Source organism: Mycobacterium appelbergii, assembly GCF_032883035.1.
Taxonomy (GTDB): Bacteria; Actinomycetota; Actinomycetes; order Mycobacteriales; family Mycobacteriaceae; genus Mycobacterium; species Mycobacterium appelbergii.
In genome coordinates this window covers 96,880-110,336 of sequence record NZ_JAMQTH010000016.1, presented here as the reverse complement: position 1 = coordinate 110,336, position 13,457 = coordinate 96,880, and the positions used below count along the sequence as shown (strand labels likewise).

Below are 13,457 nucleotides of genomic sequence, written 5' to 3'. Positions count from 1 at the left end.
TATTGGCAGGATGCGCTGGCCGGGATGCCCGAACGCCTGGCGCTGCCCACCGACCGGCCCTATCCGCCGGCCGCCGATCAGCAGGGCGCCACGGTGACTCTGGACTGGCCCGCCGACCTGCAGCAGCAGATTTCCCTGGTCGCCCGCGAGCACAACGCGACCCCCTTCATGGTGCTGCAAGCCGCACTGGGGGTCCTGCTGTCCAAGCTCAGCGCGAGTCCCGAGGTGGCCGTGGGCTTCCCGATCGCGGGGCGTCGCGATCCCGCGCTCGATGAGCTGATCGGGTTCTTCGTCAACACCCTCGTGCTGCGGCTCGATCTGTCCGGAAACCCGACCGTGGCGGAATTACTGGCCCAGGTGCGGACACGCAGCCTGGCCGCCTACGAGCACCAGGACGTGCCCTTCGAGGTACTCGTCGAGCGGCTCAACCCGACTCGTTCTCTGACCCACCATCCGCTGGTTCAGGTGGCGCTCGCGTGGCAGAACGCCGCCGGTCACAGGAACAACACGTCGGGTTCCGCCGTGGCGCTGGGTGATCTGGAGATCGCCGAGATGCCGGCGGACACGCACACCGCCCGGATGGACCTGAGTTTCTCCCTGGCTGAACGTCGAACCCACGCCGATGCGCCCGCCGGAATCAGCGGCACGGTGGAGTTCCGCACCGATGTATTCGACCCGGCCAGTATCGAGACACTGATCAAGCGGTTCGAGCACGTGCTGATGACGATGACCACCGACTCGGGGCGCCGCCTGTCCTCGATCGATCTGCTTGATGCCGATGAACATGCCCGGCTCGACGCCATGGGTAATCGCGCGGCACTGAACCGGCCCTCGAGCATGCCTGTGTCGGTCCCCGCGCTGTTCGCAACGCAGGTCAGCAGCACCCCGCAGGCCGTCGCAGTCACTGCCGACGGTCATTCGCTGACGTATCGCGAGCTCGACGAGTCCGCAAATCGGTTGGCACACCTGCTCATCGGTGAGGGTGCAGGTCCAGGGCGCTGCGTGGCCCTGCTACTGGAACGGTCCGCGGAAGCGATCGTCTCGATGCTGGCGGTGTTGAAGACCCGGGCGGCCTATCTGGCGATCGACCCCGCGCTGCCGACCGCCAGAATCGAGTTCATGCTGGCAGACGCCGCGCCGGCGGTCGCGATCACGACCCGCGGTCTTATCGACCGGCTGACCGGATATCACCTACCGGTCGTCGATATCCACGACGCCGCACTGGCCGACCAACACGGTCACGCACTCCCTGATCCGGCCCCCGAGGACATCGCGTACCTCATCTACACCTCGGGAACCACCGGTATCCCCAAAGGCGTGGCCGTCACTCACCACAATCTGACTCACTTGGCCAGGTCGACACCGGAACAGTTGCCAGTGGAACAGGTGTGGACCCAATGTCATTCGTATGCCTTCGACTTCTCGGTGTGGGAGATATGGGCTGCGTTGCTGGGCGGGGCGCGTCTGGTCATAGTGCCCGAATCGGTCGCGAGTGCGCCCGACGACTTCCATTCCCTCCTTGTCCGCGAGCGGGTCAACGTACTCACCCAGACCCCGTCGGCCGCTGGTGCGCTGAGCCCGCAGGGGTTGGAGTCGGTGGCATTGCTGCTCGGCGGCGAGGCCTGTCCGGGCGAGGTGATCGATCGTTGGGCGCCCGGGCGGGTGGTGATCAACGCCTACGGCCCCACTGAGATCACCGTGTACGCGTCGATGAGCACGCCACTGGTCCCCGGGTCCGGGGCCGCACCCATCGGTGCGCCGGTCGCGACGTCGGCGCTGTTTGTCCTCGATGAGTGGTTGCGGCCGGTGCCGGCCGGGGTGGTCGGTGAGTTGTACGTCGCCGGTGACGGGGTGGCGTGTGGGTACCTCGGCCGATCTGGTTTGACGGCAGCACGTTTCGTGGCGTGTCCGTTCGGAGACGCCGCCGGTGCGGGGGGTCTGGCACAACGGATGTATCGCACCGGTGATCTGGTGAGCTGGCGCGCTGACGGACAGCTGCAGTATCTGGGACGTGCCGACGACCAGGTCAAGATCCGCGGATACCGCATCGAACTCGGCGAGGTGCAGGCCGCACTGGCGGCGCTGGACGGTGTGGCGCAGGCGGTAGTGGTTGCCCGCGACGATCATCCGGGCACCACACGCCTGGTCGGCTATGTCACGACGACCGGAGGGGTGGACCCGGCCGGGATGCGGAACGCGTTGGCCGACCGACTGCCCCCTTACATGGTCCCCACTGCGATCGTGGCGCTTGATGCGTTGCCTTTGACGGTCAACGGAAAACTGGACACCCGCGCCCTGCCCGCACCGGACTACCAGGACGCCGATTCCTACCGAGCACCGCAAACTCCGGTCGAGCAGATACTGACCGACATCTACGCCCAGGTTCTTGGGCTCGAACAGGTGGGAGTCGATGAGTCGTTCTTCGACTTGGGCGGAGACAGCATTCTGTCCATGCAGGTGGTGGCGCGGGCACGGGCGGCCGGCGTGATGTGCAGGCCGCGTGACATTTTCGTCGAGCAGACCGTCGCCAGACTGGCTCAGGTGATCGGCGTGGCCGGCGACGACGCCGGTCCGGTAGACGAGGGCCTGGGCCCGGTGGCGCCGACCCCGATCATGCGGTGGCTGCGCGACGTGGAACGCACCGGCGCGCAGATCGACCAGTTCAACCAGACGGTGGTGGTTCAAGCCCCGCCCGGGGTCACCGAATCCGACGTGGCGTCGGTGTTGAGCGCTCTGCTGGATCGGCATGCCACCCTTCGGCTGCGCGCCGAATACGACGACACCGGAAACTGGTCGCTGCGGGTACCCGCAAAGGGTTCGGTGCGAGCACATCTACAGTCGGTGGATACGTTGTCCGACGAGGCGTTGATGGCTGTCCGGTCGCGACTGAACCCGGCCGCCGGTCAGATGGTCAGCGCGCTGTGGGAGGCATCCACCGGCCAGTTGGTGCTGACCGTGCATCACCTGGCCATCGACGCGGTGTCCTGGCGGATTCTGCTCGAAGACCTGAACATCGCCTGGGCCCAGCACCGCGATGGACGACCCGTGACATTGCCGACCACGGGGACCTCGTTCGCCCGGTGGTCAGCCCTGCTCGAGGAACACGCTCACGCCGCGACGGTGGTGGATCAGGCCGACGGCTGGCGACGAGTGTTGGCCACCCCGCGCACGCTGCCGACGGTGCGGCCCGAACTGGACACATACGCCACCGCCGGTCACCTCACGGCATCGCTGGACGCCGAAACGACCCGCGTACTGCTCGGTGAGGCGCCGTCCGCGTTCCACGCTGGGGTACAAGACATTCTGTTGATCGCCTATGGACTGGCATTGACACAGTTCCTGGAGATCACGTTGCCGGTCACCATCGATGTCGAGGGCCACGGAAGAGACGAGGACCTTGCTCCCAATCTCGATCTGTCCCGCACCGTGGGGTGGTTCACCACCAAGTACCCGGTGTTGTTGAACGCAGGCGGGCCCCTGGGTGCGATGCCTTGGTCTGATGTGGTGGCCGGCCATTCGGCACTCGGCCACGTAATCAAGGACATCAAGGAACAACTGCGTGGCCAACCCGACGGAATGAGCTACGGGCTGTTGCGCTACCTGAACTCTGACATCGAGCTGCGGGGTGCCGATCCGACCATCGGATTCAATTACCTCGGCAGGCTGGGCGGGGCCGGGGCGGCCCAACCGGAGGCGTTCGCTGATCTGTGGCAGGTCAGCGAAGCCGGGGTGGCGGTCGGCGCTGCCACCGCGGCCATCCCGATGCCGCTCGGGCACACCGTGGAACTCAACGCGAGCACCGCCGAAACCGAGTCCGGTCCAAGCCTTTACGCCAGTTGGACGTGGGCGCCCTCGGCACTCGACGATGCCCAGGTCAGTCGACTCAATAAACTCTGGTTCGATGCCCTGACCGGCATCTGTGCCCATGTTCGCGGTGGTGGCGGTGGCCTGACACCCTCCGACATCACCCCCGCCCGGCTGACCCAGAAGCAGATCGATGAGCTCGGCAGGCAACACCGGATCGCCGACGTGCTGCCCTTGACGGCCCTGCAGCGGGGGCTGCTGTTCCACGCCAATGCGACTCGCGGTAACGACGACGACGTCTACGCCATGCAACTCGACGTGACCGTCACCGGCCCACTGGATCCGCACCGGTTACGCGAGGCCGTGCACACTGTGGTGAACCGTCATCCCAACCTCGCGGCCCGCTTCGACAAACGATTCGACGAACCGGTGCAGATCATTCCGGCTGAGCCGAACGTGCCCTGGCAGTACCAGGAGATGCCTGCGCGCCACAGCGATTTCGATGATCAGACGCAGCGATTGTGCGCCGGTGAGCGTGCGGCCGTCTGCGATCTGGTCCACCGATCGGCTTTCCGCACGGCGCTGATCCGCACCGCCGACAACGAGCACCGATTCGTCATGACCTATCACCACATCGTGCTCGACGGTTGGTCACTACCGATCCTCCTGCAGGAGATCTTCGCGAGTTACTACGGCCAGCGACTCCCTGCTGCCGGGTCCTACCGCAGGTTCGTCACCTGGCTCGCCGACAGAGACGTCGGCGCCGCCCAGACCGCGTGGCGTGAAGTCCTCGCGGGATTCCACACTCCGACCCTGGTCGCACCGGCGAGCAGGGCGAGGTTGGGCCGCCGCGACAGCAAGTCGTTCCGCTTACCCGCCGAAACCACCCAGGCCGTCAACACCTTGGCGCGCAGCTGCCACACCACCGTCAACACCGTGCTCCAGGCGGCCTGGGCGCAAGTGCTCATGTGGCTGACCGGCCAGCATGATGTTGCCTTCGGCGTTGCGGTCTCGGGCCGGTCCGCCGAAGTGGCAGGCGCGGATTCGATGGTCGGTCTGATGATCAACACCGTGCCGGTTCGAGCCACCATCACACCGGAGACGACTATCGCCAGCCTGCTCGACGACCTGCAACGCCGTCACAGCGACACCCTCGATCACCAGCATCTGGCTCTCAGCGAGATCCACCGTGCCGTCGGCCATGACCAGTTGTTCGACACGCTGTTCGTCTATCAGAACTACCCGGTGGAGACCGCGGCGTCAGACATGCCCAACGGGTTGGCCATCACCGAGGTCAACGGCCGCGAATACAACCACTACCCGTTGACCCTGCAGGCCATGCCGGGCACCGAACTGGTTCTGCGGGTCGAGTTCGATACGGACATTTTTGGCACGAACCGGGTGCAGAAAATCGTCGATCGGTTCCAGCGGGTGCTGGAGGCCATGACCGGGGAGGGACAGCAATCGTGAGAGCCGACGCCAACCGGCGATTGTTGTCAATGGATGTGCACGACGTGGATGAGCGTGCGGAGCTTGATGGGTGGGGTAATCGTGGGGCGTTGGGTTGTTCTGAGCCGGTGGCCTCCTCGATTCCGGCGGTGTTCGCCAGGCAGGTGGAGTGTGTTCCGGAGGCAGTGGCGGTCTGTTTCGGCGATACCTCGGTGACCTATCGGGGGCTTGATGCGGCTGCGAACCGGTTGGCGCATTTGTTGGTTTCTCATGGTGTGGGCCCGGGGGAGCGGGTGGCTGTGGTGTTCTCGCGGTCGGTCGAGGCGGTCGTGGCGATCATGGGTGTACTGAAAACGGGTGCGGCGTATGTGCCGATTGATCCGTCGGTGCCGGATGCGCGGTTGGATTTCGTGCTGGCCGATGCGGGGCCGGTGGTTGCACTGACCACAGCGGATCTGTTGGATCGGTTGGACGGGCGTGGGTTGGTGGTGATCGACGTCGATGATCGTGTGGTGTATGCGCAGCCGAGTACGGCCCTGCCGTTGCACACCGGCACCGACGATGTTGCGTATGTGATTTATACCTCGGGGACCACGGGTGTGCCCAAGGGTGTGGCGGTTGCGCATCGGAATGTGACGGGGTTGCTCGAGGCGGTCGATGGCGCGCTGGAGTTCTCGCCGGGTCAGGTGTGGTCGCAGTGTCATTCGTTGGCGTTCGACTTTTCGGTGTGGGAGATTTTCGGCGCGCTGGCCCATGGTGGGCGGTTGGTGGTGGTGCCGGATTCGGTGACACGATCTGCCGACGAGTTTCATGCACTGCTGATCGAAGAACGCGTCAACGTCTTGAGCCAGACTCCTTCGGCGTTTTATGCACTACAAGCTCTCGATGCGGCCCGTCCTGAACGACAACAGCTCAATCTTGATGTGGTGGTGTTCGGCGGGGAAGCGTTGGAACCGCAGCGACTTGCGACGTGGTTGTCCGATCATCCGGCTTGGCCGCGGTTGATCAACATGTACGGGATTACTGAGACGACGGTGCATGCCTCTTTCCGTGAAATCCTGCCCGCCGACATCGGCAACTCCGTCAGTCCCATCGGCAAGCCGCTGGCACACTTGGCTTTCTTTGTCCTCGATGGGTGGTTGCGGCCGGTTCCGGCCAATGTGGTGGGTGAGTTGTATGTGGCTGGCGCGGGTTTGGGGTATGGCTATGTGGGCCGTGCGCCTTTGAGTTCCACTCGGTTTGTGGCGTGTCCGTTCGGGGACACCGGGGTGCGGATGTATCGCACCGGGGATCTGGTGTGTTGGAGTGCTGATGGGCAGTTGCGGTATCTGGGCCGTGCCGATGAGCAGGTCAAGATCCGCGGCTACCGTATCGAACTGGGCGAAATCCAAGCCGCGCTTGCCGCGTGCGAGGGTGTCGAGCAGGCGATCGTCATCGCCAGAGAGGACCGGCCAGGTGACAAACGCCTCGTCGGCTATGTCACCGGCACCGTCGATCCAGCGCAGCTGCGCGCCGCGTTGGCTCAGCGATTACCGGATTACATGGTGCCCGCCGCCATCGTCGCACTGCAAACCCTGCCGTTGACCGTCAACGGCAAGCTCGACAAAAAAGCGCTGCCCGCACCGGAATACCAGGACGTCGATCACTACCGGCCCCCGGCCACTCACACCGAGGAGATCCTCGCCGGCATCTATGCCGAAGTTCTCGGACTGGACCGCGTCGGGATGGACGACTCATTCTTCGACCTCGGCGGCGACAGCATCCTGGCGATGCGCCTGGTGGCCGCGGTCAACAGGTCTCTGGACGCGAGCCTGGAAGAACGCGCTGTGTTCGACGCTCCTACGGTCGCCCAACTCATGGTCCGCATCGACGACGACGAGAGTCGGCTGGAGCCGCTGGTCGCCGGCGAGCGGCCGAGCGTGATGCCGTTGTCGTATGCCCAGAGCCGACTGTGGTTCATCGACCAATTGCATGGCCCCTCACCGGTCTACAACCTTGCCGTGGCGTTACGGCTGCATGGGCACCTTGATGTCGACGCGCTCGGCGCAGCGTTCACCGATCTGTTGAACCGTCACGAGAGCCTGCGGACATTGTTCCCGGCAGTCGACGGAATACCTCAGCAGCTGATTGCGTCGGGTGAGCAGACCGAATTCGGCTGGGGGCGTGTTGATGCAGCAGATTGGCCGGAACCCCGACTGACAGCTGCGGTCGAGGACACGGCTCGACACACTTTTGACCTGGCCGCCGAGGTTCCGTTGCGGGCCAGGCTGTTCCGCATATCTGACGATGATCACGTGCTGGTGGCAGTGGTGCACCACATCGCCGCAGACGGGTGGTCGATCACCCCGATGGTGACGGATCTGGGCGCGGCGTATGCCCGCCGGTGCGCTGGGCAGGCTCCTGCTTGGAAGCCGTTGCCGGTCCAGTATGCGGATTACACATTGTGGCAGCGCGCTCAGCTCGGCGAGCTCGAGAGCAGTGACAGCCGTATCTCTCAGCAGCTGACATACTGGGCGGACGCCTTGGCCGGAATGCCCGAACGCCTGGTGTTGCCCACCGACCGGCCCTATCCGCTGGTAGCCGACCACAGTGGCGCCAGGGTGGATGTGGAATGGCCGGCCGCGCTACAGCAGCAGGTGGCCCGCCTGGCTCGTGAACACAACGCGACCAAATTCATGGTGGTGCAGGCTGCGCTGGCAGTGCTGCTGTCCAAACTCAGCGCTAGTCACGATGTGGCGGTTGGTTTCCCGATCGCCGGACGGCGCGACCCCGCTCTGGACGAGCTCGTCGGCTTCTTCGTCAACACCCTGGTGCTGCGGGTGGATCTGGGAGGGGACCCCAGTGTCAGCGAGGTACTTACCCGGGTGCGGGAGCGAAGTCTGGGCGCATTCGAGCATCAGGATGTTCCCTTCGAGGTGCTCGTCGAGCGGCTCAATCCGGCTCGGTCCCTGACCCATCACCCGCTGGTGCAGGTGATGTTGGCCTGGCAGAACGTTCCCGGGCAGACCGACGATTCTGACGGCGCAGTGACGTTGGGCGATCTGCAGGTCACTCAGCTACCGCTGGACACCCGCACCGCGCGTGTGGACCTCTCGTTCTCGTTGGCCGAACACTGGACGGTAACGGGTGAGGCAGCGGGTATTTCGGGAACGGTGGAGTTCCGCACCGACGTGTTCGACACCAAAACCATCCAAACGCTGGTCGAACGGCTACACCGCGTGCTCGAGGCGATGGCCGCAGACTCCACGCGCCGATTGTCGGCGATCGATGTGCTCGATGCAGAAGAACAGGCACGCCTCGATGCCATCGGCAACCGGGCCGCGTTGGCCCAGCCGGTCGCTGGGCATTCGATTACGGGGTTGTTTGCTGAGCAGGTAGTTCGCGCGCCCGATGCGGTGGCGGTAAGTTTCGGCGGCAGTCTGGTTTCGTATCGGGAGCTGGACGTGGCCTCGGATCGGTTGGCGCATACGCTGATTGGGCGGGGAGTGGTTCCCGGTGCCCGCGTGGTGCTGCTGTTGTCGCGGTCGGTGGAGGCGATCGTGGCAGTCCTGGGCGTGCTCAAAACCGGTGCGGCCTATGTGCCGGTCGATCCGTCGGTTCCGGATGCACGGTTGGATTTTGTGCTGGCCGATGCTGCGCCAGTGGTGGTGTTGACGTCTGCGGATCTGGCGGAGCGTGTTGGTGGACGTGGGGTGACGGTCGTCGATGTGGCGGGTGGTGCTGCCGGTGGGGCGGTTGCGGGTGTGTTGCCGCAGCCGCAACCGGAGGACATTGCGTATGTGATTTACACCTCGGGTACCACGGGTGTGCCCAAGGGGGTGGCTATCCCGCATCGCAACGTGACGCGTTTGCTGGATGCCATCGACACGCGTCTGGAACTGACAGCGGATCAGGCGTGGTCTCAGTGTCATTCGTTGGCGTTCGACTTTTCGGTGTGGGAGATTTTCGGCGCCCTACTCCATGGCGGTCGGTTGGTGGTGGTGCCCGATGCGGTGGTGCGCTCACCCGAGGACTTCCATGATCTGCTTCTCGCCGACCAGATCAACATCTTGAGCCAGACCCCATCTGCGTTCTACGCCCTGCAGACCATCGACGAACTATCCCCGGAGGTGGATTCGGCTCTCGCCCTTGACGTCGTGGTGTTCGGCGGTGAGGCGCTGGAGCCGACGCGTCTGGCCACCTGGTTCGACGATCATCCGGTACGCCCGCGCTTGATCAACATGTACGGCATCACCGAGACCACCGTGCACGCGTCATTCCGGGAGATCCTGTCCGCCGACACGGACAACAACGTGAGCCCCATCGGCGTCCCACTGCCACACCTGGCATTCTTCGTCCTCGACGATCAGTTGCGGCCGGTCCCGGTCGGCGTGGTCGGCGACCTGTACGTGGCCGGCGCCGGGCTGGGCGCGGGCTATGTGGGCCGCTCAGGCCTGACCGCCTCGCGCTTCGTGGCGTGTCCGTTCGGCACTGTCCTCACCACCCGGATGTACCGCACTGGTGACGTGGTCTCCTGGGACGCCGAAGGTCAGCTGAAGTACCTGGGCCGCGCCGATGAACAGGTCAAGATTCGGGGCTACCGGATCGAACTCGGTGAGATCCAGTCGGCGCTGACAGCACTGGACGGTGTCGAGCACGCCGTCGTCATCACGCGGGAAGACCGGCCGGGGGACAAGAGGCTCGTCGGCTACATCGTCGGGACCGCCGACCCCGTCGAGCTACGCACCCGCGTCGCCGAGCGCCTGCCCTCCTATATGGTGCCCGCCGCCGTGGTGGCGATCGACGAACTGCCGTTGACCGTCAACGGCAAGCTCGACAGGAAAGCCCTGCCCGCACCGGAATACCAGGACGTCGATCACTACCGTGCCCCGGCCGGACCCGTCGAGGAGATCCTGGCCCGCATCTACGCCGAGGTTCTCGGACTGGAGCAGGTCGGGGTCGACGACTCGTTCTTCGACCTGGGTGGCGACAGTATTTCGGCCATCCAGGTGGTGGTGCGCGGGCATGCTGCCGGACTGGTGGGGCGTCCACGTGACATCTTCGTCCAGCAGACCGTGGCGCGGCTGGCACGGGTGGTCAGGATGGCTGACAGTTCCGCCGGGGTGATCGATGAGGGTCTGGGTCCGGTGGTGGCGACTCCGATCATGCAGTGGCTCAGGGGTATTGACGGCCCAATTGACCAGTTCAACCAGACGGTGGTGTTGCAGGCGCCGGCCGGGGTGAGCGAAGCTGATGTGGCTGTGGTCTTGCAGGCGTTGCTGGTTCGGCATGCGATGTTGCGGTTGCGCGCGGACGAGGACGGTGCCGGGGGGTGGTTGTTGACGGTGCCCGAGGCTGATTCGGTGGATGCACGCGGGTGTCTGCGGGCGGTCGATGTGCTGACTGATGAGGTGCTGGTGGCGGCGCGGTCGCGGTTGAACCCGGCTACCGGTGCGATGGTCAGCGCACTGTGGGTGTCCTCGACCAGTCAGCTGGTGTTGATCATCCACCACCTGGCTGTCGACGGGGTGTCGTGGCGAATCATCGTGGAGGACCTCAATATTGCCTGGGCCCAGCATCGCGGCGGTCAGCCGGTGCTGTTGCCGCCGGCTGGGACCTCGTTCACGCGGTGGGCAGAACTGCTCGTCGAACACGCGCAGCATCCGGCGGTCGTTGGTGAGACGGGCATCTGGCGGCGGGTCTCGACGATCCCTGCGGCGTTGCCGGCGCCGCAACCCGCGGTGGATACGTTCGCCACGGCCGGATTCGCGAGCGAGTTACTCGATACCGAGACCACCCGCATGCTGCTCGGTGAAGTACCGGCAGCGTTTCACGCCGGGGTGCACGAGATCCTGTTGATCGCCTTCGCGTTGGCGTGGACGCAGTATCTGGGGATGGGGGATGCACCGATCGCCATTGATGTGGAAGGTCATGGGCGTCAAGAGGAACTGGCAGATCATCTGGGTGGCGCTGCCGGCCGGGGTGTTGATCTGTCTCGCACGGTGGGGTGGTTCACCGCCAAGTACCCGGTGTCGTTGAATATCCGGGGGCCGCTGCGTGGGTTGCGCTGGACGCAGGTGGTCGCCGGTGACGCCGCGTTGGGCACGGTCATCAAAGACGCCAAAGAACAACTGCGTGCCCTCCCCGAAGGCCTGACCTACGGTCTCCTGCGCTACCTCAACCCCGACGTCGACCTGGCTGGACCCGACCCGACCATCGGCTTCAACTACCTCGGCCGCCTTGGCGCCCCGGCAGCGTATGCCTCGGGCGAGGTGTGGCGTTTCAGCCAAGAAGGCTTGTCAGTGGCCGGCGCGGCCGGCGGGATGCCCATTGCGCTGACGCACACGGTGGAACTCAACGCGGCCACCATCGACACCGACACGGGACCGCATCTCAACGCCAGCTGGACATGGGCGCCGTCCGCGCTGGATCGCACAGCGGTCACCCGGGTCAGCCGGTTGTGGTTCGACGCGCTCGCGGGCATCTGCGCACACGTCAGGCGCGGCGGGGGCGGGTTGACGCCGTCGGATGTCGCGCCGGCTCGACTGAGCCAGCAGCAGCTCGATGAACTGCAGGGCACATCGCCGATCGCCGATGTCCTGCTGCTGACACCCTTGCAGCAGGGATTGCTCTACCACGCCAGCATCGCCAAGTGCTCCGGTGACGATGTGTATGCGGTGCAATGGGATATCGCCTTGAGCGGCCGGCTCGATGCGGAGCGGCTCCACGAGGCAGTGCAGTCGGTGGTGGGCCGGCATCCGCACCTGGCGGCCCGATTCTGCCCACAATTCGAGCAACCCGTGCAGGTAATTCCCGCTGATCCCGTCGCACCCTGGCGATACATCGAAGTGGACGGCGGTGATCGGGACCGGGAGATCGAGCGGATCTGTGCGGACGAACGCGGCGCTGTCTGTGACCTCCTTGAGCAGCGTGCCTTCCGGGCCGCTCTGATCCGCATTTCCGATGACCGGCACCGGTTTGTGCTGACCAATCACCACATCGTGCTCGACGGCTGGTCCATGCCGATCCTGATGCATGAGATCTTCGCGCGCTACCACGGGCAGCGGCTGCCCGCGGCCTCGCCGTATCGCAGTTTCACGACATGGCTGGCCGAACGGGACCACGATGCCGCCTATGCGGCGTGGGGTGAGGCGTTCGCCGGTTTTGACACGCCCATCCTGATCGCACCGCCGCAGAAGTTGCAGTTCGCGCGGCGCAGTGTCGAATCGTTCCGGGTGCCTGCGAAAACCACACGGGCGCTTAGCAAATTGGCGCGCTCGCATCACACCACCGTCAACATCGTGCTCCAGGCCGCTTGGGCACTGGTGCTCAGCTCGTTGACGGGTCAGCATGATGTCGCCTTCGGCAGCGTGGTCTCGGGTAGGTCGCCCGATGTTCTCGGTGCGGAATCGATGGTCGGCCTGCTCATCAACACGGTGCCGGTGCGGGCAACGATCACCTCGAGCGGCACGATCGCCGACCTTCTGGATCAACTGCAGAGCGCGCACAACGACACCCTCGAGCATCAGCATCTCGCGCTGAGCGACATCCATCGCATCACGGGACAGGACAGGCTGTTCGACACGGTCTTCGTGTACGAGAACTACCCGACCGACACCGGCACGACGACCAGCGTCGACGGGTTGACCATCACCGGCTTCACCAGCCGCGACTACTACCATTACCCGCTGACCGTGCAGGCGGGTCCGGGCCGTGAACTCCAATTGCGCGTCCAGTACGACACCGATCTGTTCGACACGGAGAGCCTCGCAGCACTGATCGGGCGGTTCACACAGGTGCTGGCGGTCATGGCTGCCCACCCGGGGCGGCGGGCCGCGATAGGACACTCCGACCAGCATCCCAGGCTCAACCGCTGGCGCAGGCCGGAGTCCACGGCCCCGCCCGCGGTGTCGGCGCCCGACGGCGGCGACACCGGTGCCGCATATTGTGCCCCGGCCACCCTCATCGAGCAGATCCTGGCCGGTATCTACGCCGACGTGCTCGGCGTGGACCGGGTCGGGGTCGAGGAATCGTTCTTCGACCTGGGCGGGGATTCGATTTCCGCGATGCGGGCGGTCGCAGCAATCAATGCAGCGCTTGACTCCCATCTCGAGGTGCCGACATTGTTCGAGGCGTCGTCCGTCAGGAGCTTGAGCCGGCATCTGGGTGAACAGACCGCCACGGTCGACGAGGGCTCTGCCGTGAGCCCGACGCGCGATTCGTAG

General features: G+C 65.1%; 2 protein-coding genes (1 of these 2 running past the window's edge). Both read left to right on the top strand.

All coding sequences use genetic code 11. The annotated features are described in order from the left end of the window. Positions 1-5,274 carry the 3' end of a non-ribosomal peptide synthase/polyketide synthase gene (locus tag M1247_RS30220; protein ID WP_317160103.1) on the top strand. 19,059 nt of this gene lie to the left of the window's left edge, so 5,274 of the gene's 24,333 nt are visible here — the last part of the coding sequence; the start codon falls outside the window, past its left edge; the stop codon is at positions 5,272-5,274. Beyond that, complete coding sequence (locus tag M1247_RS30215; RefSeq protein ID WP_317160102.1) at positions 5,271-13,457, top strand: non-ribosomal peptide synthetase; 8,187 nt, start codon at positions 5,271-5,273, stop codon at positions 13,455-13,457. Before M1247_RS30220 ends, M1247_RS30215 begins: the two co-directional genes overlap by 4 nt.